The following is a 25,018-nucleotide window of genomic DNA, read 5'->3' on the forward strand; positions in this document are numbered from 1 at the left end:
GGAGGGCGGTCAGGCGAGGAGCTTGGCCTTCGCGGCCGCGAACTCCGCGTCGCTCAGGACGCCGGAATCCTTCAGCGCCGCGAGCTTCTGCAGCTCCCCGACCATGTCCACCGTGGGAGCCGCGGCCGGAGCGGGGGCTGCGGCCTGCTGCTGCGCGACCGCCTGCTGGGCGGCCTGCTGCATCGCAGCCTGCTGCTGCGCGGCCTCGTACTGCTCCTGCTCGTACTGCGACTGCGCCTTCTTCTCCTGGTTGTTGCGCATCGCGCCGCTCACCGCCGTGGCAGTGCCGGCGACGACGGCCGTGCGCGCGGCGAGACCGATGAGGCCCGGGCGTCCGACTCTTCTCAACATGGCTTACTCTCCTTCGATTTCGTCGACGGCATCGACGAGGGCATTGACGACGGGGGCGGGGATGCGCTCGGTGGCCAGGACGACGCCGCCGCCCGCCGCGAGGCGGGTCGCGAGGGTCCGCGCGAAGACGAGCTCCAGGGCGATGACGGCGGCGGAGCTGCCCGGCTCGACGAGCTCCGCGAGCTCCGCGACATCCTCTTCGCCCGTGAGGCCGGCGCCGTCGAGCACGAGCTCGCCGAACCCGAACCCGTCCTCGTCGTCCTCGATCTCGGTGAGGATCACGTCGCCGGCGAGGTCCTTCGTCACCAGCACGAAGTCCAGAAGGCGCACGACGCCGGACTCGACGAGCTCCAGGAGGGCGGTGATGGCGCCGGGGTCCGGGCGGTCACCGGCGAACCCGACGAGATAGAGCTCGACGGGGCCGTATCGGAAATCGACCATGGGAGGTACTTCCTTTCGAACGCGGGGTGGGGGCTGCAGGGTTAGAGGAGGCTCGCGATGCCCTTTCCGACGATCACGGCGCCGAGGACGAGGAAGAGGATCGACATGATGACCGCGTTCTCGCGCACGAGCCACGCGTGGAGCGCGCGCAGCGGCCGCTCCATCCGCTTCGCGGCGAATAGGTAGCCGATGACGGGGATCGCGATCGTCAGGGACGAGATGAGCGTGAAGATCCCGATCGTCCCGACGGTCTCCCCGACGTTCAGGTTCGTGACGCCGATGATCGCGCCGGCGCTCGCGGCGAGCACGAGGTTCTTCGGGTTGACCGCGGAAAGGAGGATCCCCAGACCGAGAGACGTGCCGAACGTGAGGCGGTCGACGGCCTTCAGCCACGCCGGCAGTTCGGGCTCCACGCCCGGGCGGGGGCGCTTGCGCCACTGCCGCACGGCGAGGAGGAGCAGGAGCAGGCCGAGCAGCAGCTGCACGACGCCGAGGATCGGCCGCGCGCCCGACGGGGCCGTCGTCGAGACCGCCGCGGCGAGTACGGCGAACACGAGCGTCGCGACGAAGACGCCGACCAGCCAGCCGACGAGGAAGCCGACGCTCGTCGCCTTCGCCCGGCGGGAGAGCAGCATGAGGATCGCCGCGATGATCGGGACCGGACTGATCGCGATGCCGACTGCATGCGGCAGGATCGCACCGATCACTGCGCCCATGGCATCACAGTATCGTCGCGCCGCCGCGCCGCCAGGGCCCGGTGCCGGATTCACCCGGGGAGGGTGATGCGCGTGCGCGGCACGGATCGGGAGGGTAGGGCATCGGACGCGAATCGTCGCGTCCTCACCTGGAAAGGACCACCCCGATGAACTTCTGGGATTTCATCGTCTGGATGCTGTGGGTGTACGTCTTCATCGCGTACCTGTTCCTGCTGTTCTCGATCTTCAGCGACCTGTTCCGTGACCACAAGCTCAACGGCTGGTGGAAGGCGCTCTGGATCATCTTCCTGATCTTCTTCCCGATCATCGGGGCGCTCGTCTACCTGATCGCCCGCGGGCGGGGGATGGCGGAGCGCGGGCACGCGCAGGCCGTCCAGGCGCAGCAGCAGACCGACGCGTACATCCGGCAGACGGCAGGGACGAGCGCGAGCGACGAGATCGCGAAGGCCGCGCAGCTGCGCGACGCCGGCACGATCACGCAGGCGGAATACGAGCAGATCAAGGCCAAAGCCCTCTCCTGAGCGGCGGCGCGCTCCCGGGCGGGCCGGGGACCCTCGGTTACAGTGGATCGACCGCGACCGCCCGAGAGAGGCAGCCACTTCTTCGTGACTCCCGCGCCCGATCCCGCTCCCCAGGCGGAACCCGACCGGCGGCCGTTGACGATCCTCATCGGGGCGGACACCTTCGCTCCCGACGTCAACGGCGCCGCCCGCTTCGCCGAGCGGCTCGCCGCGGGGCTCGTCGCGCGCGGGCACGACGTGCACGTCACGGCCCCCAGCGTCCGACACCGTGACGGCGGCACATTCGTGGAGGAGATCGAGGGCGAGCGGATGACGGTGCACCGCATCCCCTCGTGGCGCTGGTATCCGCACGACTGGCTGCGGTTCGTGCTGCCGTGGCGCTCGAAGCACTACGCGCGGAAGGTGCTGGACGAGGTGCGTCCGGACGTCGTGCACAGCCAGTCGCACATCGTGATCGGCCGCGGCCTCACGCGGATGGCGCGCAAGCGCCGCATCCCGGTGATCGCGACGAACCACGTCATGGCCGAGAACATCCTCGACTTCACGACGCTGCCGCCGCTCCTGGACAAGCTGTTCGTGAAGCTCGCGTGGGACGACGCGGCGCGCACGCTCGGGATGAGCCGCGCCGTCACCACCCCGACGCGCAAGGCCGCGGACTTCCTCGAGGCGACGATCGATGTCACGGACGTGATCCCGGTCAGCTGCGGCATCGACCGTCGCAACTACCGGCCCGACCTGGAGCCGCGCGACGCGAACCGCATCCTGTTCGTCGGGCGGCTTACGACCGAGAAGAACATCGACGTCGTGCTTCGCGCGCTGGCGGCGCTGGATCCCGCGCTCGACGTGACGTTCGACGTGGTCGGCGACGGCGACCAGCGCAAGAGCCTCGACGCGCTGACGCACGAGCTCGGTCTCGACGGGCGCGTGCGCTTCCACGGGCACACGTCCGAGGAGGAGCTGCGCGAGCTGTACTCGCGGGCGAGTGTGTTCGCGATCGCGTCGGTCGCGGAGCTGCAGTCGATCGCGACGATGGAGGCGATGGCCTCGGGACTTCCGATCGTGGCGGCGAACGCCGTCGCCCTGCCCCACCTCGTGCACGACGGCCAGAACGGGTACCTCTTCGAGCCCGGCGACGTCGACGCGCTCGCGGCGCGGCTCACCGACGTGCTCACCGCGGATGCCGCGGAGCGGCGCCGGATGCAGCAGGCCTCGCTCGACGGCGTAGTCCCGCACGACATCACCCGCACCCTCGACACGTTCGAGGCGCTGTACCGCGGCGAGCCCCTGCCGGAGTAGCGCGTGCACGTCGTGATGTTCGCGGACCAGCACCTCGAGTCGCTGGGCGGGGCGCAGGTCTCGATGCGACTGCAGCGGCGCTTCCTCGAACGCGCCGGTCACACGGTCACGGTCGTCGCACCGCGGATGCACAGCGCGACGCATATGTCGGATGCCGCATACCTCGACACCCCTTCGATCCCGATCACGGTGGACCGCGAGTACGCGCTCACGTGGCCGGGCCGTCGCGCCGACCGGTTCATCGACGCGGCCCTCGTGTCGCGCCCCCCGGTCGACGTCGTCCATGTGCAGGCCGACTTCTGGGGCGCGTTCCTCGGGCACCGCCTCGCGCGGCGGCGCGGGCTCCCCGTCGTGCACACGATGCACAACCGCGTCGACGTCGGGATCGAGGCGACGAGCCCGCTCCCGGGCCTCACGATGCGCGCGCTCAACCTCTGGCAGCGGCGTGCGCTGCCGCCGATCGAGGTCGTTCCGCGTGGCACCGACGGCTGGTCGTACCTCGCCGGGCTCGCCGCCGGCGCTGCCGCGGTGACCGCGCCGTCCGCGCACTTCGCTCGCCGGCTCGAGCAGCACGGGGTGTTCCCGCGCGTCGATGTGGTGTGGAACGGCATCGACGACGACGCTCTTGACGCGGCGCTCGCCGCGCGCAGGCCCCGCCTCCCGGGGCTGCCGCGGTTCGTCTGGGTCGGCCGAATGAGCCCGGAGAAGCGCCTGCTGCCGTTCCTCCGCGCGCTCGCGGAGTCCGGGGTGCGGGCCGAGGTCGAGGTGATCGGCGGAGGCGGCGAGCTCCGCGCCGCGCGCCGCATCGTCGAGACCGCGCGGCCCGCGGCATCCGTCTCCTTCGCCGGACGCCTGCCGTACGCGACGACGCTGGAGCGCATCGCCGCGGCCGACGCGGTCGTGCAGACCTCCGTCGGCTTCGAGACGCAGGGGATGACGGTGTTCGAGGCGGCGTCGCTCGGGACGCCGTCGATCGTGAGCGACCCGGACATCGCCGCCGAGCTCGGCGCCGGCACCTGGCCCGTCGACGGCGGGGCCTCGGTGGCCGGGCTCGCCGCCGCCCTGCGTACCGCCGCGGCCGCGATCGAGTCCGGCTCGACCCCGGCGCCCGACCCCGGGGTAGCGGAGCGGTTCCGCCAGTCCTCCCGCACGGCCGCGATGATCGAGGTCTACGAGCGCGCGATCGCCCGCTGATCCCGACCTCTTGTGAGCCGGGACCACGGCTGATAAAGTTGAGCGCATTCGACTCAAGTTTGTCGGACGTTCACGAGACCTCAGGGGAGAGAGCATGTCCATGCCGCAGGCCGCCGGGCAGGAGGAGCAGCAGAGCGCCCTCGAGCAGTTCGGTGTCAACCTCACGGAGCGCGCCCAGCAGGGCAAGCTCGATCCCGTCATCGGGCGCGACAGCGAGATCCGCCGCGTCAGCCAGGTGCTCACGCGCCGGACGAAGAACAACCCCGTCCTCATCGGCGAGCCCGGCGTCGGCAAGACGGCCGTCGTCGAGGGACTCGCGCAGCGCATCGTCGCCGGCGACGTCGCGGAGAGCCTCAAGGACAAGCAGCTCATCGCGCTCGACATCTCCGCCCTCGTGGCCGGGGCCATGTACCGCGGCCAGTTCGAGGAGCGGCTGAAGAGCGTCCTGAAGGAGATCACCGAGTCCGAGGGACGCATCATCACGTTCATCGACGAGCTCCACGTGCTCATGGGCGCGGGCGGCGGCGAGGGCTCGGTCGCGGCATCCAACATGCTGAAGCCGATGCTCGCCCGCGGTGAGCTGCGGCTCATCGGCGCGACGACGCTCGACGAGTACCGCGAGTTCATCGAGAAGGATGCCGCGCTGGAGCGCCGCTTCCAGCAGGTCTATGTCGGCGAGCCGAGCGTGGAGGACACGATCGCGATCCTCCGCGGGCTCAAGGAGCGCTACGAGGCCCACCACAAGGTGGCGATCGCCGACGGCGCGCTCGTGGCCGCGGCATCCCTGTCCAACCGGTACATCCCCGGCCGGCAGCTGCCGGACAAGGCGATCGACCTCATCGACGAGGCGGCGTCGCGGCTGCGGATGGAGATCGACTCCGCGCCGCTCGAGATCGACGAGCTGCGCCGGCACGTCGACCGCCTCAAGCTGGAGGAGCTCGCGCTCAAGAAGGAGAAGGACGACGCCTCGAAGGAGCGGCTCGCGAAGCTGCGCGAGGACCTCTCCGTCGAACAGGCGCGCCTGGGCGAGCTGCAGTCCCGCTGGGACCGGGAGCGCGCCTCCCTCAACCGCGTCGGCGACCTCAAGACCCGGCTCGACGCCGCGCGGATCGAGGCCGAGCGCGCGCAGCGCGAGGGCAACCTCGAGAAGGCGTCGCGCCTGCTGTACGCCGAGATCCCGCAGCTCGAGCGCGAGCTCGCGCTCGTCGAGCGGGAGGACGCCTCCGCCGCGGGCGAGGGCCGGATGGTGAACGAGCAGGTCACCGACGAGGACATCGCCGGGGTCATCGCCGCGTGGACCGGCATCCCCGTCGGTCGCCTGCTGCAGGGCGAGACGGAGAAGCTCGTGCACCTCGAGGCCGAGCTCGGCAAGCGCCTCATCGGGCAGAAGGATGCCGTCAAGGCCGTGGCGGATGCCGTGCGCCGCTCGCGCGCGGGGATCTCCGACCCCGGACGCCCGACCGGCTCGTTCCTCTTCCTCGGCCCGACCGGTGTCGGCAAGACCGAACTCGCGAAGGCGCTCGCGGAGTTCCTCTTCGACGACGAGCACGCCATGATCCGCATCGACATGTCGGAGTACGGCGAGAAGCACTCGGTCGCCCGTCTCGTCGGTGCGCCCCCGGGATACATCGGGTACGAGCAGGGTGGTCAGCTCACGGAGGCCGTCCGGCGGCGACCGTACAGTGTCGTGCTGCTCGATGAGGTGGAGAAGGCGCATCCGGAGGTGTTCGACCTCCTGCTGCAGGTCATGGACGACGGCCGTCTGACCGACGGACAGGGCCGCACGGTCGACTTCTCGAACGTCATCCTGATCCTGACGTCGAACCTGGGCTCGCCGATCCTCATCGACCCGATGCTGACGACCGCGCAGAAGCGCGAGCAGGTGTCGGCGCTCGTTCGCCAGGCGTTCCGCCCCGAGTTCGTGAACCGCCTCGACGACATCGTGATCTTCCAGGCGCTCACCCAGGACGACCTCGCGCAGATCGTGGAGCTCGCGGTCGACGCTCTGCAGCGCCGGCTGCACGAGCGCCGGCTCACCCTCGCGGTGACGCCCGAAGCCCGGACCTGGCTCGCCGAGCGCGGGTACGACCCCGTGTTCGGCGCGCGGCCGCTGCGCCGCCTCATCCAGTCCGAGATCCAGGACAGGCTTGCGATGGCGATCCTCTCCGGCGGTGTGCGCGACGGCGACATCGTCCGCGTGGAGGTCGCCGCGGATGGCTCGTCCCTGGTGCTGACCAGCGCAGGCCCGTCGGGCCTCCCCGACGACGACGTGGTGGAGGCGGTCCTGGAGGAGGACTGACCCGCGCCATCCGTGCTGCTCCAGCCCGCAGGCCGCCGCGCGACCGTCCGCTCACCTGTCGCGATCGCCTGCGGGCGTGGTCGCAAGTGACGGGCGAGCGGCGGTCACGCGCGGCTCGCCTGTCGCGAAATGCGGACGCGCCCGCGGAAAGCGACGGGTGAGCGGAGCGCGCCGGGTGCGGGCGCGCGGGGTGGGAGGGGCGCTGGGCGGGGCGGGGGGCTACGGTCGGAGCATGACGAGCGTCCGCGGGCTGTGGGGCGCGTCGCACCCGGGGCCGACGCTGGTCGTGACCGTGCTCGCGATCGCGCTCGGGGTGGCGGCGGGGCTCGATCCGTGGCGGATCGTCCTGCTCGGGCTCGCGGTACTCGCGGGGCAGGTGTCGGTCGGCATCTCGAACGACGCGATCGACGCCGAGCGCGACCGAGCCGTCGGACGGAGCGACAAGCCGCTGGCCCGCGGTGACGTGAGCGTGCGCGCCGCCTGGATCGCCGCGATCTCGGCCCTCGTGGTCGCGCTCGCGCTGAGCGCGGTCCTCGGACTCGGGATGCTGGCGGCTCACGCGATCGCGCTCGCCTCGGCGTGGGCGTACAACGCGGGGCTGAAGGCGACGCCCTTCTCGCTGCTCCCGTTCCTCGTCAGCTTCGGGCTGTTCCCCTCGTTCGCGACGCTCTCCGCGTCCGATCCGCACCTCGCCCCGCTCTGGGCGACGATCGCCGGCGCGGCGCTCGGCGCGGCGGTGCATCTGACGAACGTGCTTCCCGACCTCGACGACGACCGGCGCACCGGCATCCGGGGTCTGCCGCATCGGCTCGGTCCGCGCGTGTCGGCGATCCTTGCGGCGGTCGCGGTCGTCGGCGGGGCGATCGCGGTTCTGCTCGGACCGGTCGCGGGCGACCTCGCCGCCGTCGCTCCGGTGTCGTGGGTCTTCTTCGTGGCCGCCGTGGTGGCCGCGGTGCTGGCGGCCGTTCTCGTGCTGAGCGGATCCTCCGGCCGTGTGGTGTTCCGGCTCGTGATGCTCGCGGCGCTCCTGTTGGCCGCAGAGCTCGTTGCCACCGGTGGCGCCCTCACCCCCTGACCCGGGTCAGGCCTCCGTCGATTCTCCGCCAGGCCCCGCGCCGCGACGCGCCACCGCGCGGGATCAGGTGATCTCGCGGAGACAGGATGTTTGCGCTCCGGAAACTCCTGCGTACGCGGAATCACCTGATCTCGCGCGGGTGGAACCGCGCGGGCGGGAGCGGGCGGGCGGGAGCGGGCGGGCGGGAGCGGGCGGGCGGGTCGTGACCGGGGTCAGGCGTCGCGGTCGAAGCCCATGGCGTAGGCGTGGGCGAAGAGGCGCGCGCCGGGCGGGGCCAGGAGGATCCGCAGGGCGCGGCGCCGGCCGGCATCCCCGGCCGCACCGAGCGGGCGGCCGAGCGCGGTGTTCAGGGTCGCGATGGCCGCCGCCCGCCGGGCCGAGGTCACGCGACGGCGCTCCCAGGTGGCGAGCGCCGCCTCGGGCGCGCGTCCGCGGCGGACCCACTCCGCGAGGATCGGCGCGAGCGTCGCCGCGTCCAGGATGCCGAGGTTCATGCCCTGCCCCCCGATCGGGCTGATCTCGTGCGCGGCGTCCCCGATCACGAGGAGCGCGCCGCGGCGCAGGCGCGGCGCGACGGCCCGCCGCACGCGGAAGCCGGTCGCGCTCGCGACGTGCGCCGCCTCGCGGTCGAGCCCGTGCGCGGCGATCGCGGCGCGCAGCCGCTCCCGCCGGTGCGCGGGGTCGGCATCCTCCGGCGCCGGATCCCACGCGACGAACCGCCGCCCGCCCCCGGGAAGGGGGAACGACTCGAGCACGCCGTGCCGCCCGAGCCGCACGATCGCGGTCGGGTCCTCGTCGCCCACCGCGGCGTCGGTCATGAGGTACCGGTCGCGGTACTCCCGCACGCCGATCGCGCCGGTCCGGTACGCGAGCCCGCGCGCCGCGGCCCCGCCGGCGAGCACCGCGATCCGCGCGAGCACGTCGCCGCGGTCCGTGCGCACGAGCATCCGATCGCCGTGGGGCGCGACGCCGAGCACGGTCGTGCCCCGCCGCGGCTGCGGCGCGCCGTGCGACACCGCGGCCTCGGTCTCGGCCTGGGGGACCGTCGCCACGAACGGGAACCGCGTGTCGAGGCGGTCGAAGCGGATCGTGCCGAGCACGCGCGTGCCCGCGCGCGCCTCGCCGCGCTGCACACGGACGGCCGCAGCGAGCAGGCGCTCCGCCGCGCCCGACGGCTCGAGCGCCCGGAGCGCGGGCGCGTGCACCCCGATCGCGCGCGTGCCGGCGGCCGCGGTCTCGCGCCGCTCCACGACGAGCGCGTCGATGCCGCGCCGGTGCAGTTCCGCGCCCAGCAGCAGCCCGACCGGGCCCGCGCCGATCACAACGACCTCGGCCTGCTTCGGGAGCGGCGCCTCAGGCATGGCCCGTGCTCCGTGCGAGCAGGCGGAAGGGCGCGGGGCGGGAGACGCGCCACCCGGGCAGCGCGGCGGCGAGCTCCACGGCACGGTAGCTGCGACGGATCGAGCGCAGCCCGTCCGTGCGGAGGAACGTGCCGGGCGCGAACGGGGTGATGCCGATGCCGTACAGGGCATACGCGAGGGCGCCGCGCTCGATGTCGGCGTGCAGGACGGCGCCGCGGGAGAGCGCGAGCGAGTCGGCGGCGAAGCGCGCGAGCTCGGCGTCGTCGAGGTGGTGCAGCACGTGGTTCGAGAGCACGAGGTCGAAGCGCTCGCCGGCCGCGAGCAGAGCGCCCGAGTCGGCCGCGACGAACGTCACGCCGGGGCGGCTCCGACGCTGCGCGACCGGAAGCGCCCGGGGGTCCGGATCCGCGCCGACCCACTCCGCCGCGAGTCCGTCGCGCGTCGCCAGCGCCGCGAGCCGGACGAGCACGTCGCCGCCCCCGCAGCCGAGGTCGAGCACGCGCGCGGGCCGTCCCCGACCTTGCAGCGCAGGCCGCACGTGCCGGCGGTAGACACTGCCCCACCCCGAGATCAGGCGGTTGATCGTGCCGAACCGCCGCAGGGTGCGGGCGAGGCGCGCGCGATCGCAGTCCGGATCGTCCATGAGCTCCCGCAGCGTCGCGTCGCGCTCGCGCAGGTTCACGCCGCGGTCCCCGCGCGGTGCCGCAGGCGCGCGGACTCGACCGTGAGTCCGGGACCGAACGCGAGCGCGCCGATGGTCGCGCCGTCCGGCAGGGTGGCATCCGCGAGCAGGTCCCGCAGGATGAAGAGGATCGTCGCGCTCGACATGTTCCCGTACTCGCGCAGCACGCGTCGCGACGGCGCCATCGCGGCCTCGTCGAGGTCGAGCGCCCCGGCGACGCGATCGAGGATGCTGCGGCCGCCCGGATGCACCGCCCAGGCATCCGCGCCGAGCAGCCGCGCCGCCGCCGCGCGGACCTCGCGACCGACGATCTTCGGCACCTCCGCGGTGAGCACCATCTCGAAGCCGTGGTCGCCGACGGTCCAGGTCATCTCGGCTTCGCCCTCGGCCACGAGCGCGGTGCCGAAGTCCGCGAGCTCGAGGCTCGCGGCATCCGTCGGCGCATCCCGCACGATCGCGGCGGCCGCCCCGTCCGCGAAGAGGGAGGACGCCACGATCTGCTCGGGATCCGGGGAGACGCGCAGGTGCAGCGAGCACAGCTCCGCGCACACGACGAGCACGATCGCCTCGGGCTCCGCGCGCACGAGCCGCTGCGCGAGGCGCAGCGCGGGCATCGCCGCCGCACACCCAACGAACCCGAGGTGGTAGCGCTCCACGCCCGGATCGAGGCCGAGGTCGCCGACGAGCAGCGCGTCGGGACCGGGCGCGAACAGGCCCGTGCACGACACCGTGATCAGGTGCGTGACCGCGGGCGCGGGCACGTCCGCCTCGGCGAGCGCCCGCCGCGCCGCCTCCGCGAACAGGGCCGGCGCGAGGCGCCGATACTCCGCGTTGCGCGCCGCCGTCGACGGCGAGAGCAGGATGCCGTCCGCGGTGCGCACGGGGAGGTCATCGGGGCCGCGACGATCGGGAGCGAGGTCGCGCAGGACCGTGTGCCGATGCTCGATCGCCGCGCCGTCGAACGCCGCGTGCACGAGGCGTCGGGCGAGGCGATCGAGCTCCGGCTGCGCGTCGAAGAGGTCGCGGATCCACTCCTGCGCCAGGCGCGTGGGCGGGACGACCGTGCCGATCGCGACAACGCTGGGCGCAGCAGGCATGCTTCAGGGTATGCCCGCCGACCCGGCGCCTGGGCCGTCAGGCGTCGAGGAGGACGAGCTCCGAGACCGGGCGGCGGGTGCGCGGCGCCGTCTCGCGCTCGCGCAGGTCGTCCGACGCCGTGTCCGCGTCGCCCAGCGCGCCGACCGCGATCACGGTCAGGGGCGTGAGATCGTCGTCGAGCGCGAACGCGTCGGCGACCGCGGCGTGGTCGTACCCGCCGATCTGGTGCGCGAACAGGCCGGACGCGTGCGCCTGCGCGATGAAGAAGGCGGCGGCCTGACCGGCGTCGTACTCGGCCCAGCGGAGGGGGGTGCCGTCGTCGCGCGTCTTCTGCGCGAGCACGACCACCAGCGCTCCCGCACGCGGGGCCCACTGCTGGTTGAAGCCGGCCAGGGTCGACACGACCGCCGCATGCGCGGGCGTGCCGCGACGGGCGACGATGAAGCGCCACGGCTGCGAGTTGTTCGCCGACGGCGCCCAGCGCGCGGCCTCGAGGGCGCTCGTGAGCGCCTCCTCGTCGAGCGGGGCATCGCCGTCGAAGAGGCGCGTGCTCCAGCGTTCGGCAAGGATGTCGAGAACGGGGGCATCGACGATGGTGCGGTCATGGATGAGCGGCATGTGTGTCCTTTGAGGGGGTGCGGGACGGCAACGGTCCGTATGACGCAACAGCGTCCGGCCCGCAAATGTTCCCGCCCGGCTGCGGCTATCGTCGGGGGGATGACCGATGCCCTGACGCAGCTCACGCAGCTGCCCGATCCACGGTACGTCATGGCCGAAGACGGCATGCGGATCGCGACATATACGTGGGGCGAGGAGGAGGCACCGGTCGTGGTCCTCGTCCACGGCTTCGCCTCGAACGCGCGGGACAACTGGGTCGAGACCGGCTGGGTCCGCGATCTGCTGCGGGCCGGGTATCGCGTGCTTGCCCTGGACCAGCGCGGGCACGGCGCGAGCGACAAGCCCCGGGATCCGCGGGCGTACGAGCTCCGCCTCCTGGCGCGCGACGTCGAGATCGTGCTCGACACGTACCTCGTCGACACGGCACGCTACGTCGGCTACTCGCTCGGCGCGCGCGTCGGTTGGGAGGTGACGCTCGACCTCACCGACCGGATCGAGCGCGCGGTCCTCGGCGGCGTGCCGGACGGTGTGCCCCTCGCGCGGCTGGACCTCGCGCAGGTGCGCGCGTATGTCGACGACGGCATACCGGTGCAGGATCCCGTGACGCAGAACTACATCCGTCTGACCGAGCGCGTCCGCGGCAACGACACCCGCGCGCTGCTGGCGATCGCCGAGGGGATGCGGTCCTCCGGCACTGCGGACCCCGACCCGCGCCGCGCGCCGGCGCAGCCGGTGCTGTTCGCGACCGGATCCCGGGATGCCATCATCGAGGGCTCGCGGGCCCTCGCCGCGGCGTGCCCGCGGGGCCGCTTCCTGGAGATCCCGGACCGGCACCACTTCAACGCGCCCGGCTCGCGGGTCTTCCGCCAGGGTGCGGTGGAGTTCCTCGCCGAGCCCTGACCCCGGCACGAAGGGGCACATGACGCAGAGGCAGAAGATCGGCCGATCTTCGTCGCCGCGCGGGCGATCGGGCGGACGACCGCGCCGCTAGCGTGAGGGCATGGCGATCGCAACGGCAGACCTCTACGACGAGCGCGGCGACGAGCTCGACTCGCTCGGCGTCCAGTTCCACGACCTCGGCGGACGCCGCGCGTTCGACGGCCCGGTCCGCACGATCCGCTGCCACCGCGACAACGCGCTGGTGAAGGCGACGCTCGGGACGCCCGGCGACGGCGCGGTGCTCGTGGTCGACGGCGGCGGATCGCTGGAGTCCGCGCTCGTCGGGGATCTCATCGCGGCATCCGCCGTCGAGAACGGGTGGAGCGGTGTCATCGTGTTCGGCGCCATCCGCGACCGCGAGGCGATCGCGGACCTCGACCTGGGCGTGAAGGCGCTGGGCTCGAACCCGCGCAAGAGCGCGAAGGCCGGCGCCGGCGAGGTCGACGTCCCCGTCACGATCGCCGGTGTCGTCTTCCAGCCCGGCCGTCACGTCTGGGCCGACCCCGACGGCATCCTGGTCGAGCGCCCCTAGCCCCCGCCCCCCTAGCGGCCCCTAGCCCCCCGCCGCGCCCGCCCGAGGCTTCCGCCCGCCCGGAGCCTTCTCGCGCCCTCCCTCCCCTCTCCCTCGAGCCCACCTCCTCCTCGCGAGCGCACGTCCTCCTCGCGCCGCGAGCGGGTGGGTTCGCGAGGAGGAGGTGTGCTCGCGGATGCGGGCCCGGGCGCGGGCGCAGGGCGCGGGCCCGAGGCGGGCCCCCGCCCCCGGTCAGCGGGGCCAGGTGGCGGGGCCGGACGAGCCGGCGGGGTAGTCCTCCAGGGGGACCTGGTCGGCGGCCCAGGCGTCGAGCACGGGCTGGACGATGCGCCAGCACTCCTCGGCCGCGTCGCCGCGCACCGAGAGGGAGGCGTCGCCGTCGAGGATCTCGGACAGCACTTCGGCGTAGGCGCGGATCGAGCCCTCGCCGAGGTCGGCCTCCATCGTCGCGCGGTGCAGATCGAACGGGTTGTCCCCGCCGTTCACGTTGAGGTCGAGGGCCATGATGTCGGGGCCGAGCGTGAACCGCAGCTGCGACCCCGGGGCGTCGCCGTTGAAGCCGGCAGGCAGGTGCCGGACGGGACGGAAGGTGAGCACGATGTCCGCATTGCGGGCGGTGATGGCCTTGCCGGAGCGGAGCGTGATCGGCACGCCCTCCCACCGCGCGGTGCGGATCTCGAACGTGACCTCGGCGAGCGTCTCGGTCTCGCGCGCGGGGTCGACGCCCGGCTCGTTCACGTACGACGGCAGATCGCGCGAGTCCACCCGGCCGGCCGTGTAGCGCCCGCGGCGCGACGAGGCCACCGGATCGTCGCCCCACACGTGCGTCGCCCGCAGGACCGCGGTCGTGGCGTCCCGCAGATCCTGCTCGTCGAGGGTCGCCGGCGGCGTCATGGCGACGATCGCGAGCACCTGCAGCAGGTGGCTCTGGATCATGTCGCGGAGCGCGCCGGAGTTGTCGTAGTAGCCCGCGCGTCCCTCGAGGCCCAGCGACTCGTCGTAGCGGATCACGATCGACTCGATGTGCTCGGCCGACCAGACCGGCTCGAACACGCGGTTCGCGAACCGCACCCCGATCACGTTCAGCAGCGTCGACCGGCCGAGGAAGTGGTCGACGCGGAAGACCTGCTTCTCGGGCACGAGCTTCTCGAGCAGCTGGTTGAGGCGGCGCGCGCTCTCCTCGTCGGTGCCGAACGGCTTCTCGAGCGCGAGCACCAGTCCCTCGGGCAGCTCGATGGATGCCAGTGCCTCGCACGCCCGCTCCGCGATCGACGGCGGCACGGCGAAGTACAGCGCGACCCGGCCGTTCGTCGTCTTGAGGAGGGCCTTCAGATCCGCCGGATTCGTGATGTCCGCCCGATGGTAGGTCGTGTCGGACACCGTCGCGTAGGCCGCGTCCGCGTCGGCCGAATCGAACGCGTTGCGCACAGTCTGGCGCCAGTGGTCGTCGGTCCAGTCGTCCATCCCGGCGCCGAGCAGCCGCACGTCGCGGTCGGGCTGGCGGGAGAGGAGCTGACCGAGGGCCGGCAGGAGGAGGCGCGAAGTCAGGTCGCCTGACGCGCCGAGGATCAGAAGCGTGGTCTCATCGGCCATAGGCCACACCCTAGCGATCAGCCGTGTCCGCCGGTCGAGCTGACACAATCGGGGCATGTCCGCGCCCATCGAGGACTATGCGATCCTCAGCAACTGCCGCACGGCCGCGCTCGTCTCCCGGCACGGCAGCATCGACTGGCTCTCCCTGCCGCGCTACGACTCCCCGTCGATCTTCGCGGCGCTCCTCGGCGAGAAGCACCACGGTCACTGGAGTCTGCGCCCGGCGAGCCTGGACGCGATACCGAATCGCTCGTACGACGGCGACACGTTCGTGCTCGTCACACGCTGGGAAACCCCGACGGGTGTCGCGGAGGTGCACGAGTTCATGCCCGTGGACGGCGGCCGTGTCGAGCTCGTCCGGCGCGTCGTCGGGATCTCCGGCGAGGTGGAGTTCCGGAGCGCGCTGCGCCTCCGGTTCGACTACGCGCGCACGATCCCGTGGCTCCAGCAGGCGGGCGGCGAGGGCGCCCCGGCGCTCCTCGCGGTCGCGGGACCGGATGCCGTGCTCGTGCGCGGCGCCGCGTACACGGCCGACGACCACGTGCACCGCACACGGTTCACGGTCGCCGCGGGGCAGCAGCGCGGCCTGACGCTCACGTGGTTCCCCTCGCATGAGGACACCCCGCACATGGTGGACGTGGACGAGATGCTCGCGCAGACGCGGGAGTGGTGGCAGGACTGGGCGGCCCGGATCGACCACGATGGCCCCTTCCAGGCCGAGGTCGTGCGCTCGCTGCTCGTGCTCCGCGCCCTCACGCACGAGGACACCGGCGGCGTCGTCGCGGCGGCGACGACCTCGCTTCCGGAGGACTTCGGCGGCGTCCGCAACTGGGACTACCGGTACGTGTGGCTGCGGGATGCCGCGCTCACGATCGAGGCGCTGATCTCGCACGGGTTCCTGCGCGTCACCGAGCGGTGGCGGCAGTGGCTGCTGCGCGCGCTCGCGGGGGATCCGGGCCAGATGCAGATCATGTACGGGCTCTCCGGCGAGCGCGATCTCGTCGAGCGCGAGATGACGAACCTCCCCGGCTACCAGGGCGCGGCCCCGGTGCGGATCGGGAACGCGGCATCCGACCAGTACCAGGGCGACGTCATCGGCGAAGTGATGATGGCCCTGGAGGCCGCGCGCGCGGCGGGCATCGCGGAGAGCCGGTTCTCCTGGCGGCTGCAGGTGGCGCTGCTGGAGCAGATGGAGCGGAGCCTGGATCGCCCGGACAACGGCATCTGGGAGATCCGCGGGGAACCGCAGAAGTTCACCCAGTCGCGAGCCATGATCTGGGCGGCGTTCGACCGCGGCGCGCGTGCCGTCCGGGAGTTCGGTCTGGATGGGCCGGCCGAGCGCTGGGAGCGGCTGCGCGACGACGTCGGCGCCGAGATCGACGCGCACGGGTACGACGCCGAGCGCGGGCACTTCGTGCAGTACTACGGCTCGACGGAGGTGGATGCCTCCCTGCTCCTGCTCGCGCAGGTCGGCTACTGCGCGCACGACGACCCGCGGATGCTCGGCACGGTCGCGGAGCTCGAGCGGGTCCTGATGCATGACGGCCTGCTCATGCGCTACCGGAACACGAGCGGTGTCGACGGGCTGCCCGGCCCGGAGCATCCGTTCCTCGCGTGCTCGTTCTGGCTCGTCGAGCAGTACGCCGGCAGCGGGCGGATCGAGGACGCGACCGCGCTCATGGAGCGCGTGTGCGCGCTCGCGAACGATGTCGGTCTCCTGTCCGAGGAGTACGACACCGAGGGTGCGCGGCAGGCGGGCAACACCCCGCAGGCGTTTTCCCACCTCGCGCTCGTGCGCGCCGCGGACGCCCTCGCCGGCCACACCGGACGCGCCGCCCGCCGTTCCTGACTCGCTCTTGACAAGCTTGCTTGTCTTTTGCAAGCGTGGACGCATGGCAACCAACATCTTCGTCAACCTGCCCACGACCGACCTCGAGCGCGCCAAGGCGTTCTACACCGCCCTCGGCTGCAGCATCAACCCCGATTTCACCGACGACAACGCGGCGTGCATCGTGTGGGACGACAACGTCTACTTCATGGTCCTGACGCGCGAGTACCTCGGCACGTTCACCGACAAGCCGATCATCGATCCCGCCACGAGCGCGCAGGTCGCGATCGCGTTCACCCGCGACTCCCGGGCGGAGGTCGACGCGGTCATGGCCGCCGGGCTCGGCGCGGGTGGCACCGAGCCGCGGCCGGCGCAGGACTTCGGCTTCATGTACTCCCGCGACCTCGACGACCCGGACGGGAACGCGATCGGGTTCCTCTTCATGGAGCCGCGTGCCGCCGAGATCGGTCCCGAGGCGTACCTGGCGGAGCAGGCGCAGGCGTAAGTGACCTCGCGCAGCTACGGGCAGTACTGCGGGGTTACGACCGCCGTCGAGCTGGTCGGGGAGCGGTGGGCGCTGCTCATCATCCGCGATCTGCTGGTCGGCCCGCACCGCTACACCGACCTGAAGCAGGGCCTGCCCCGCATCCCCACGAACATCCTGTCGACGCGGCTGAAGGAGCTGCAGGAGAACGGGATCGTGCGACGCGTGCCCCTGAAGAACTGCGGGCTCGTGTACGAGCTCACCCCCTATGGCCGTGCGCTCGAACCGATCGTGCTCGCGCTCGGCCGCTGGGGCTTCGCCGCGATGGGGGAGCCCGGACCGGATGACGTCGTGACCGCCGACTCGCTCACGATGGCGCTGCGCACCGCGTTCCGGCCCGAGATCGCGGCATCCCTCCCGCCGGCCGACTACGAGGTGCACGTCGGGGATGTCGCGCTGCGCGTGCAGGTCGGCGCGGACGGGCTCCGGATCGCGCAGCTCGCGCCGCGGGCCGCGCCCGTCGGTGGCGTCCTCCCGGCCGGCGAGGCCGAGCTCGTCTTCGCGGCGGGTCCCGGCATCCGGCGGGTCATCTCGGGCGAGCTCGCGCCCGCCGCGGCGATCGACGCGGGCGAGCTGCACGTGCTCGCGGGCGACGCGACGCTCCTCGAGCGCTTCGCCAGCACCTTCCACATCGAGGCGGGCGTGCCGACCACGACCGCCGCCACCGCGACGTCCGTCGCCTGAACCGAAGACGTCCGTCGCCTGAACCGAGGAGGATCCCATGACCGGACGCATCACGATCGACCTGTTCACCACGCTCGACGGCGTCGCCCAGGCGCCGGGCGGCCCGGAGGAGGATCCCTCCGGCGCGTTCCCGTTCGGCGGCTGGCAGGCGCCGTTCTTCGACGACGTCGTCGGCGGGGAGATCCTGAGCGGCATCGAGGCGATGGACGCGCTCCTGCTCGGCCGCCGCACGTACGACATCTTCGCGGGCTACTGGCCGCAGCACACCGACGGCCCGGACGGTGCGGTCGGGCGGCGGTTCGACGCGATCCCGAAGTACGTCGCCTCCCGCGGCACCCCCGCGCTCGACTGGCCCGGGACGACGCAGCTCGGCCCCGACCTCGTCGCCGAGATCGACGGATTGCGGGCGCGACACGAGGACGTGCACGTGATCGGCAGCATCGACTTCGCGCAGACCCTGCTCGCCCGCGGCCTGTACGACGTGCTCGCCCTGTGGGTGTACCCGCTCGTGCTCGGGCAGGGGAAGAAGGTCTTCCCGGATGGCGCGGTACCGACATCCCTGTCGCTCGTGGGGCCGCCGATCCAGGGATCGACCGGCGCGGTGCTGCTGCGCTACGCACCCGGCGGACCGGTCCGCACCGGGAACATGGACGAGCCGAATCGCGGCGTCTGACCTCGGGGCGGGGGAATGCGAGAGGGCCGGGACCTCGCGGTCCCGGCCCTCTCGCAGAAGGTCACTTCTTCTTGCCCTTCTTGCCCTTCTTCTTCTTGTCCTTCTTCTTAGCCATGGGTGCACCCCCTTCGCCGTCAAGTCTGTGTTGACTAGGAAGTCAACCGTGTATTGACGACATTGTCAACTGTTCGTTGTCGATGTGTCGCGCCCCTACGATGGAGCCATGTCCAAACCGGGCCGCGATCTCGCCCACGCCGTCAAGGCGCTGCAGGGCGCGCGCGATCCGCTGGAGTCGCTCGCCGCGGCCCGCGATCTGCGGGAGGCCGCGGAGCTCGCCGAGCGAGACGCCGTGTCCGCGGCGCGCGCGGGCGGCGCCTCCTGGGCCACGATCGGCAAGGTCTACGGTCTGACGAAGCAGGGCGCGCAGCAGCGGTTCAAGTCCCCGCCTGCCGCCGAGGCTGCGCCCGCCGACTGACCGGCGCGGGATGCCGCGGGCGCGGTCAGCCGAAGATCATCGGGCGGTCGTCGGCGTCCGGGCCCGTGAGGTCCAGGTCGACGACGACCGGGACGTGGTCGCTGGGGGACTCGCCCTTGCGCTCGTCGCGGTGGATCCGCGCGCCGCGCGTCGCGTCGGCCAGCGCGTGGGAGCCGAGGATGAAGTCGATCCGCATGCCCTGGTTGCGGGGGAAGCGCAGCTGCTTGTAGTCCCAGTAGGTGAAGCCCGCCGGCACGAGGGGGCGCACGACGTCTTGCAGGCCGCTGGCCTCGAGCGCGGCGAACGCCTCCCGCTCGGGGCCTGAGACGTGCGTCGCGAAGCCCTCCACGACCGCGGGATCGCCGTTGTCGGCCGCGGTCGGCGCGATGTTGTAGTCGCCCACGAGCGCGAGTGCGCGGTCCGGATCCGCCGTCAGGGTCTCACGCGTGTAGTCGGCAAGCGCGCCCAGCCAGTCGAGCTTGTAGAAGTAGTGCGGATCGTTGAGCGCCCGGCCGTTGGGCACGTAGAGGCTCCAGACCCGGACCCCCGCGACGGTGCCGCCGATCGCGCGCGCCTCCAGCGGCGCATCCGGGCCGTTGTGCCCCTTCTCGAACCCCGGCATCCCGGGGAAACCGTGCTCGACGTCGGCGATCGGCTCGCGGCTCGCGATCGCGACCCCGTTCCACTGGCTGAAGCCGTGCGCCGCGACGTGGTAGCCGGCATCCTCGAACTCCGCGTACGGGAACTGCTCGGCCTTGCACTTGATCTCCTGCATCGCGAGGACGTCGACGCTCTCGCGGACGGCGAAGTCCACGATCCTGCCGACGCGGGCGCGGATCGAGTTCACGTTCCAGGTGGCCAGGCGCATGACGACCAGCCTAGGGCGGCCCTCCGACCCGTCCCTCCTCCCAACCCTCCCCCTCCGGCCCTCCTCCTCCGGCCCTCCTCCTCCTGCCCCACCTCCGCGAGAACGCGCTCGTGTCACGTTTTTGTGGCGTTTCCGTGACATAAGTGCGTTCTCGCGGGGTGGGGGATCGGGGCGTACGCGCGTGAGCGGGGCGGAGGACCCGGAGTGCGCCGCCTAGACTCGGGGGCATGACGGTCGCAGGAACGCCTGAGCTCGAGTCGGAACGCCAGGCGCTCATCGCGCTGATCGGGGCGGAGGCCGTCTTCCACGGCGACTTCACGCTCTCCAGCGGCAAGAAGGCGGCGTACTACGTCGATATGCGCAAGCTCACGCTCGACCACCGTGCGGCTCCGTCGATCGGACGGATCATGCTCGACCTGATCCGCGACGTCGACGGCATCGTCGCCGTCGGCGGGCTGACGCTCGGCGCCGATCCGATCGCGAACGCGGTGCTCCACGCGTCCGTCGGCACGGACCGGCCGCTCGACGCGTTCGTCGTCCGCAAGGAGCCCAAGGACCACGGCCGCGGCCGCCAGGTCGAGGGCGCCGAGGTCGCCGGCAAGCGCGTCGTCGTCGTCGAGGACACCTCCACGACCGGCCAGTCCGCGCTCAAGGCCGTCGAGGCCCTCCGCCGCGAGGGCGCCGAGGTCGTGGCCGTCGCCGTGATCGTCGATCGCAAGACCGGTGCGCAGGCCGCGGTCGAGGCCGCCGGCCTCGCGTGGCTCGCCGCGATCGACCTCGACGACCTCGGCCTCGCCCCCCAGTAGCCCATCTCCGCGCGCGAGCACAGGGATTGGCGCGCGCTCGGCGGGGAAGCGCTCAGGTCGTGGGGCGGATGCCGGCCGCGGCATCCGCGACGAGCTTCGCGATCCGCGCCGTGCGCGTCTCGGGCCGCTTCGCCATCGCCACCGTCGTGAGCCCGAGCTTGCGGGCCGAGGGCGGGAAGGCGTCCCACGCAGCGCGCGCCTCCGGCACCGCGTCGAGCGCGGCCGTGAGCTCCGGCGGCTCGATCCCCGATTCGGGGCCCATCAGCACGCTCCACGCGCCGTTCGCCTTCGCCGCCGCGATGACGCGGCGTCCGGCATCCGTCATGAGCCCCGCCGCCTCCAGGCGCTCGACGCGCTCGCGGTTCGACGCCGCCCACGCGCTCTGCGGCCGCCGTGGCGCGAACCACAGGCCCCCGCTCAGCTCGTCGAACGTCCGCGTCGGCCCGTCGACCCAGCCGAAGCACAGTGCGTGCTCGACCGCGGTCTCGTACTCCACCAGCACCTCAGTCGATCCGGGCCGCGCGCGCACGAGCCACGCCCCGGTCGAGCGGGCGTGGTGCTCCTCGAGCCACGCGCGCCAGGCCGCGGCATCCGGCATGCGCAGACGGATGCCGTCGTCGAGCGCGCCCACGTCAGCTCACCTCCGGCAGGTCCGACTCGACGGGCGCCGCCGCGACGAGGTCGGCCACCGAGTTCACGATCTCGTCGGGACGGAAGGGGTAGCGCTCGATCTCGGCACGGTCGCTGATGCCGCTCAGCACGAGCACGGTGTGCAGGCCCGCCTCGATGCCGGCCACGATGTCCGTGTCCATGCGGTCGCCGATCATGCCCGTCGACTCGGAGTGCGCGCCGATCCGGTTGAGCGCGGAGCGGAACATCATCGGGTTCGGCTTCCCGACGACGTAGGGCTCCTTGCCCGTGGCCTTCGTGATGAGCGCCGCGAACGCCCCGGTCGCGGGCACGATCCCGTGCGGCGTCGGGCCCGTGGCATCCGGGTTCGTGACGATGAACCGCGCGCCCGCGTTGATGAAGCGGATGGCGGTCGTGATCGCCTCGAACGAGTACTGGCGGGTCTCGCCGACGACGACGTAGTCGGGCTGCGTCTCGGTCATCACGTAGCCGGCCTCGTGCAGCGCGGTCGTGAGGCCCGCCTCGCCGATGACGAACGCCGTGCCGCCGGGCAGCTGCGACCGGAGGAACTCGGCGGTCGCGAGCGCGGACGTCCAGATGTTGTCCTCCGGCACGTCCAGGCCGGATCGGGCCAGGCGCGCGCTGAGGTCTCGGGGCGTGAAGATCGGGTTGTTGGTCAGGACGAGGAACGGGGTGCCGGTGTCGCGCCACTGCGTGAGCAGCTCCGCGGCGCCCGGGATCGGCCGGTTCTCATGGACGAGCACGCCGTCCATGTCCGTCAGCCAGCAGTCGACGTCCGCATGGGTCCGCATGGGGTCAGCCTATTCACCGCGTGCGACGAGGACCGCGGGTAAGGTCGTTCTCGTGACCGCTCGCGCGACGGACTGGGATCCGCGCCACCTGCCGGATCTGACCGGGAGACGGTACCTCGTGACCGGCTCCACCGCGGGCATCGGATACTTCGCGTGCGAGCAGCTCGCCCGCGCCGGTGCGCACGTCATCGCGACCGGCCGCAATCCGAACCGGCTCGCCGCGACGAAGCGCGCGCTGCTCGGCCGCGTGCCCGGGGCATCCGTCGAGACCCTCCTCATCGACACGAGCAACCTCGGCTCGGTGCGCGCGGCGGCCGCCACCGTGCGCGCGTCGGACGGGCTCGACGGCCTGCTCCTGAACGCAGGCATCGTGCACCCGCCGAAGCGCCGCGAGACCACGCTCGACGGCAACGAGGTCGTCTTCGCCACCAACGCCCTCGGCCACTTCGCCCTCGCGGGCGAGCTGCTCGTCCCGCTCGCGCAGCGCTCGGGCCGGATGGTGTGGGTCGGCAGCATGGCCACGACCATCGCGCCCTACGACCCGGTCGATCCGCAGCTGAAGGAGAACTACTCGCCGTGGCGCGCGTACGCGCAGTCCAAGGTCGCGACGACGGCGCTGGGGCTGGAGGCGGCCCGCCGCCTGGCCGATGCGCACGTGCCGGTCGCGAGCCTCGTGGCGCATCCGGGGTACTCGATCGGCGGGCGCACGCCCGGAATCGAGGGCGTCCACGAGCCGACGCGGCTCACCCGCTTCGCCGACAACCTCCAGGCGCCGTTCACGCAGTCGAAGGAGCGCGGCGCGTGGCCCCTCGTCCGGGCGCTCGCCGATCCGGCGGCGGCCAGCGGCGACTTCTGGGGGCCGCGGGGGCTCGTCAAGGGCACGCCGCGACGCGCGCGCCCGTCGCGCATCACGCGCGATCCGGAGATCGGCGCACGGCTGTGGAGCTTCTGCGAGGAGTCCGCGCGCGTGGAGTGGCCCTTCGCCCGCGCGGCGCGGGTCAGCGGCTGAGGAAGAGGATCACTGCTCGTCCTCCTCAAGGTCGTCCGCGTCGCTGAGGACGTTGCCGACCAAGGCGGTCACGTCGAACGCGTAAGCGCCGGGTCGGGGTCGGCCCTCCGCATACGCCAATCGTGCGGCGGCGAGGTCGGCTAGCCTCACAGCTTGGATGACGATCACTCGCCGCAGGCCAGCCGACACCTCCCCGCGCTCGTGTGCGACAGCGGCAACGCGGGCGAGCGTCTCAGCACGTCGCGCGATTCGCACATCCGGATGCTCGCGGTCCTCGCGTAGTTCATCCGGGATCAGAGGGAAGCGGAACGAGGCTGGAATCTCTGCTTCCGGGGAAACGGGCGGAATCTTCTCGTTCAAGATCGCCTTGTATTTTGAGTCGCGGATAGCGCGCCGATAGACCGAGTATTCGGCGGCATCCAGCTTTGCTCGCTTCTCGGGGTCCTTTCGCAACTCCTCAAGAGGGAACAATTCCATCTCTGCTACCTCGAAAGGGTCCAGTATTCGGTAGGCAAGCGTGTCGGACCGTTGGCCGCGAAGGTGTCGGCCGATGCGAGTCGCGAAGTTCTCGGAGGTCTGCCCCACGTATATTGGTTCTCCGTCGTAGTCGTAGAACGCATACACGCCGATGCAGCGCCCTAGCTTCTTCCCGCTTCGGGTGTCCATCGAGTCCAACGCGTCTGTCAGTCGCGCCCGAAAGCCCTGCACGAAGCGCGTCGGCATCGACTTCTTCGGCGGCACAGCGTCTGTTGCGTTGTACGACGCCACACCTCGGCTAGCCAATTGCGCGCAGCTCTCTGGCGTCGATCCTGGTCAACCGTCCGGTTGCCAGAGGCTCCAGGTAGTGCTCGGCCAACCACGCCACTGCGGGCACGGCAACCGCGTCGCCGAAGCCGAAGAGGGCTTGGTTTGTTCGCGCACCGCTCAGGTCGTAATCGGCTGCGCCCATGAGGCGCGCATACTCGCGCGGTGTCATCCAGCGCACCTGCAGTCGCTTGTTGCCGAGCTTCACGACAGCCTGTTTTGAAGAGCCGCCGCGGGCCGTTCGGAGGCAACCTGAAATATCGTCCGGACGCACCTCCCAGACAGCCTCGCCCCGACGAGTGCGCCGATACGCCGTTCGGTGTTTCACGCCGGGTGTGCGTCGCATCGCTGTCACTCGCTCGCGCTGAATGGGTGAGAGCGAAGCCACGAACGCCGCCGTGCGATCGGCGTCCCACCAGAGTCCATCGCTTGGAGGAATATCCTCGACGAGCGCGCCAAAACCCTCGATCATCGGTGCTGGAGGCGCCGGAAGCTTCGCCCGGTGAGTGCGTAGAGAACTGTCGGTGAAGATGCCGCTCAGCCAATCTGGCCTCAAGTCGGAGACGAACTCGTCGGTTTCCTCCGGTGCGTCTTGGGCTGCGACAAGGAAAAGGCGCGGACGGGACTGAGGCACGAAGCGTCGGGCATCGATTGCGAGAACGTCAACGGAGTAGCCCAGATCATTGAACGCCATGATGGCCGCCGCGAGGTCGTCGCCCCCATGCGAAGTCGCAAGCCCGGTGACGTTTTCGAGGACTGCGACGGGCGGACGTCGGTCGCCCAGTTCGCGCAGGAGGCGGATGAACTGCCAGAAAGCGCTGGACTGGCGGCCTGCCAGGCCTGCCCGGGCACCCGCAAGCGACAAATCGGTGCAAGGGGACGACGCCCACGCGAGGGAGGCATCCTGCGGCAACTCAGACGCGTCGATCGCGGCCACGTCGCCGAGCGTGAACTGGTGGTCTGCACGGTCGCCGAACTGGGCGTCGTACATCGCCTTCTTGTCTGGTTCGTAGTCGTTGGCCCACGCAACCCGGAAGCCTCCGGCTTCCAGCCCCATTCGCGCTAGCCCGATGCCAGCGAAGAACTCGAGGGCCTTTGGGCGGGCGGCCTCAATCGGGGTGAGTGCGGGCATGACGACAGGGTAGCCGTGCGCATACAAGCCTCGCGGC

General features: G+C 71.9%; 27 protein-coding genes. 14 read left to right on the plus strand and 13 right to left on the minus strand.

All coding sequences use genetic code 11. The annotated features are described in order from the left end of the window. Positions 1-9: 9 nt before the first annotated feature. The 3 genes from ABCS02_RS13425 to ABCS02_RS13435 are packed head-to-tail and all read right to left on the minus strand — an operon-like array spanning position 10 to position 1,508. A complete protein-coding gene (locus tag ABCS02_RS13425; RefSeq protein ID WP_345836143.1) occupies positions 10-351 on the minus strand; it encodes an SHOCT domain-containing protein in 342 nt (113 codons plus the stop codon). Between the two features lie 3 nt (positions 352-354). After that, a complete protein-coding gene (locus ABCS02_RS13430) occupies positions 355-792 on the minus strand; it encodes a DUF6325 family protein (RefSeq protein WP_345836144.1) in 438 nt (145 codons plus the stop codon). A 41-nt stretch (positions 793-833) separates the two neighbouring features. Beyond that, positions 834-1,508: a GAP family protein gene (locus ABCS02_RS13435; protein WP_345836145.1), complete on the minus strand. Its 675-nt coding sequence runs from the start codon at positions 1,506-1,508 to the stop codon at positions 834-836. Positions 1,509-1,654: 146 nt separating this feature from the next. Here ABCS02_RS13435 and ABCS02_RS13440 point away from each other — a divergent pair, with 146 nt between their 5' ends. From ABCS02_RS13440 to ABCS02_RS13460, 5 genes are all read left to right on the plus strand, one after another. Then, on the plus strand, positions 1,655-2,029 hold the full coding sequence (locus ABCS02_RS13440; protein WP_345836146.1) for an SHOCT domain-containing protein: 375 nt from the start codon (positions 1,655-1,657) through the stop codon (positions 2,027-2,029). A gap of 84 nt (positions 2,030-2,113) precedes the next feature. Next, a complete protein-coding gene (locus tag ABCS02_RS13445) occupies positions 2,114-3,325 on the plus strand; it encodes a glycosyltransferase (RefSeq protein ID WP_345836147.1) in 1,212 nt (403 codons plus the stop codon). Positions 3,326-3,328: 3 nt separating this feature from the next. Then, the gene (locus tag ABCS02_RS13450) at positions 3,329-4,519 is read left to right on the plus strand and encodes a glycosyltransferase (protein ID WP_345836148.1); all 1,191 of its coding nucleotides are present in this window, start codon (positions 3,329-3,331) and stop codon (positions 4,517-4,519) included. Positions 4,520-4,613: 94 nt separating this feature from the next. Next, a complete protein-coding gene (locus tag ABCS02_RS13455; RefSeq protein ID WP_345836149.1) occupies positions 4,614-6,818 on the plus strand; it encodes an AAA family ATPase in 2,205 nt (734 codons plus the stop codon). Positions 6,819-7,050: 232 nt separating this feature from the next. Then, the gene (locus ABCS02_RS13460) at positions 7,051-7,893 is read left to right on the plus strand and encodes a UbiA family prenyltransferase (protein WP_345836150.1); all 843 of its coding nucleotides are present in this window, start codon (positions 7,051-7,053) and stop codon (positions 7,891-7,893) included. A gap of 212 nt (positions 7,894-8,105) precedes the next feature. Here the strand turns inward: ABCS02_RS13460 and ABCS02_RS13465 are convergent, their stop codons facing one another. From ABCS02_RS13465 to ABCS02_RS13480, 4 genes are read right to left on the minus strand one after another with little or no spacing between them, the layout of a single operon-like run. After that, positions 8,106-9,254, minus strand: a complete 1,149-nt coding sequence (locus tag ABCS02_RS13465; protein ID WP_345836151.1) for an NAD(P)/FAD-dependent oxidoreductase — start codon at positions 9,252-9,254, stop codon at positions 8,106-8,108. Then, entirely contained in the window at positions 9,247-9,936 is a 690-nt protein-coding gene (locus tag ABCS02_RS13470; RefSeq protein ID WP_345836152.1) for a methyltransferase domain-containing protein, read from the minus strand. Before ABCS02_RS13470 ends, ABCS02_RS13465 begins: the two co-directional genes overlap by 8 nt. Beyond that, positions 9,933-11,033: a type III polyketide synthase gene (locus ABCS02_RS13475; RefSeq protein ID WP_345836153.1), complete on the minus strand. Its 1,101-nt coding sequence runs from the start codon at positions 11,031-11,033 to the stop codon at positions 9,933-9,935. The genes ABCS02_RS13470 and ABCS02_RS13475 overlap by 4 nt, the downstream gene beginning before the upstream one ends. A gap of 37 nt (positions 11,034-11,070) precedes the next feature. Then, a complete protein-coding gene (locus ABCS02_RS13480; protein ID WP_345836154.1) occupies positions 11,071-11,652 on the minus strand; it encodes a nitroreductase family protein in 582 nt (193 codons plus the stop codon). Positions 11,653-11,751: 99 nt separating this feature from the next. On the opposite strand from ABCS02_RS13480, the gene ABCS02_RS13485 reads away from it, so the two are divergent. Beyond that, a complete protein-coding gene (locus ABCS02_RS13485) occupies positions 11,752-12,552 on the plus strand; it encodes an alpha/beta hydrolase (protein ID WP_345836155.1) in 801 nt (266 codons plus the stop codon). A gap of 100 nt (positions 12,553-12,652) precedes the next feature. Next, positions 12,653-13,123 (plus strand): ribonuclease E activity regulator RraA, encoded by a 471-nt coding sequence (gene rraA / locus ABCS02_RS13490; protein WP_345836156.1) that lies wholly within the window; start codon positions 12,653-12,655, stop codon positions 13,121-13,123. A 231-nt stretch (positions 13,124-13,354) separates the two neighbouring features. On the opposite strand, the gene ABCS02_RS13495 is transcribed toward rraA, so the two are convergent. Then, on the minus strand, positions 13,355-14,716 hold the full coding sequence (locus tag ABCS02_RS13495) for a glucose-6-phosphate dehydrogenase (RefSeq protein WP_345836157.1): 1,362 nt from the start codon (positions 14,714-14,716) through the stop codon (positions 13,355-13,357). 55 nt (positions 14,717-14,771) lie between these two features. Between ABCS02_RS13495 and ABCS02_RS13500 the strand changes: the two genes are divergently transcribed. From ABCS02_RS13500 to ABCS02_RS13520, 5 genes are all read left to right on the plus strand, one after another. After that, entirely contained in the window at positions 14,772-16,565 is a 1,794-nt protein-coding gene (locus tag ABCS02_RS13500) for a glycoside hydrolase family 15 protein (RefSeq protein WP_345836158.1), read from the plus strand. Between the two features lie 43 nt (positions 16,566-16,608). Beyond that, positions 16,609-17,049: a VOC family protein gene (locus tag ABCS02_RS13505; RefSeq protein WP_345836159.1), complete on the plus strand. Its 441-nt coding sequence runs from the start codon at positions 16,609-16,611 to the stop codon at positions 17,047-17,049. Further along, on the plus strand, positions 17,050-17,772 hold the full coding sequence (locus ABCS02_RS13510; protein ID WP_345836160.1) for a helix-turn-helix domain-containing protein: 723 nt from the start codon (positions 17,050-17,052) through the stop codon (positions 17,770-17,772). Positions 17,773-17,809: 37 nt separating this feature from the next. After that, the gene (locus ABCS02_RS13515; RefSeq protein WP_345836161.1) at positions 17,810-18,445 is read left to right on the plus strand and encodes a dihydrofolate reductase family protein; all 636 of its coding nucleotides are present in this window, start codon (positions 17,810-17,812) and stop codon (positions 18,443-18,445) included. A 223-nt stretch (positions 18,446-18,668) separates the two neighbouring features. Next, positions 18,669-18,920: a hypothetical protein gene (locus ABCS02_RS13520; RefSeq protein WP_345836162.1), complete on the plus strand. Its 252-nt coding sequence runs from the start codon at positions 18,669-18,671 to the stop codon at positions 18,918-18,920. A 25-nt stretch (positions 18,921-18,945) separates the two neighbouring features. On the opposite strand, the gene ABCS02_RS13525 is transcribed toward ABCS02_RS13520, so the two are convergent. After that, the gene (locus ABCS02_RS13525) at positions 18,946-19,788 is read right to left on the minus strand and encodes an exodeoxyribonuclease III (RefSeq protein WP_345836163.1); all 843 of its coding nucleotides are present in this window, start codon (positions 19,786-19,788) and stop codon (positions 18,946-18,948) included. 227 nt (positions 19,789-20,015) lie between these two features. On the opposite strand from ABCS02_RS13525, the gene pyrE reads away from it, so the two are divergent. Further along, positions 20,016-20,594, plus strand: a complete 579-nt coding sequence (gene pyrE / locus ABCS02_RS13530; protein WP_345836164.1) for an orotate phosphoribosyltransferase — start codon at positions 20,016-20,018, stop codon at positions 20,592-20,594. Positions 20,595-20,646: 52 nt separating this feature from the next. On the opposite strand, the gene ABCS02_RS13535 is transcribed toward pyrE, so the two are convergent. Both ABCS02_RS13535 and ABCS02_RS13540 read right to left on the minus strand, forming a co-directional pair. Then, entirely contained in the window at positions 20,647-21,225 is a 579-nt protein-coding gene (locus ABCS02_RS13535; RefSeq protein WP_345836165.1) for a YdeI/OmpD-associated family protein, read from the minus strand. A gap of 1 nt (position 21,226) precedes the next feature. After that, on the minus strand, positions 21,227-22,036 hold the full coding sequence (locus tag ABCS02_RS13540) for an HAD-IIA family hydrolase (protein ID WP_345836166.1): 810 nt from the start codon (positions 22,034-22,036) through the stop codon (positions 21,227-21,229). Between the two features lie 52 nt (positions 22,037-22,088). On the opposite strand from ABCS02_RS13540, the gene ABCS02_RS13545 reads away from it, so the two are divergent. After that, a complete protein-coding gene (locus ABCS02_RS13545) occupies positions 22,089-23,045 on the plus strand; it encodes an SDR family NAD(P)-dependent oxidoreductase (protein WP_345836167.1) in 957 nt (318 codons plus the stop codon). Positions 23,046-23,054: 9 nt separating this feature from the next. Here ABCS02_RS13545 and ABCS02_RS13550 read toward each other — a convergent pair whose 3' ends face one another. Both ABCS02_RS13550 and ABCS02_RS13555 read right to left on the minus strand, forming a co-directional pair. Further along, the gene (locus ABCS02_RS13550) at positions 23,055-23,813 is read right to left on the minus strand and encodes a GIY-YIG nuclease family protein (protein ID WP_345836168.1); all 759 of its coding nucleotides are present in this window, start codon (positions 23,811-23,813) and stop codon (positions 23,055-23,057) included. A 7-nt stretch (positions 23,814-23,820) separates the two neighbouring features. Next, positions 23,821-24,981 (minus strand): DNA cytosine methyltransferase, encoded by a 1,161-nt coding sequence (locus ABCS02_RS13555; protein WP_345836169.1) that lies wholly within the window; start codon positions 24,979-24,981, stop codon positions 23,821-23,823. Positions 24,982-25,018: the final 37 nt, after the last annotated feature.

The organism is Microbacterium sp. X-17 (assembly GCF_039615055.1).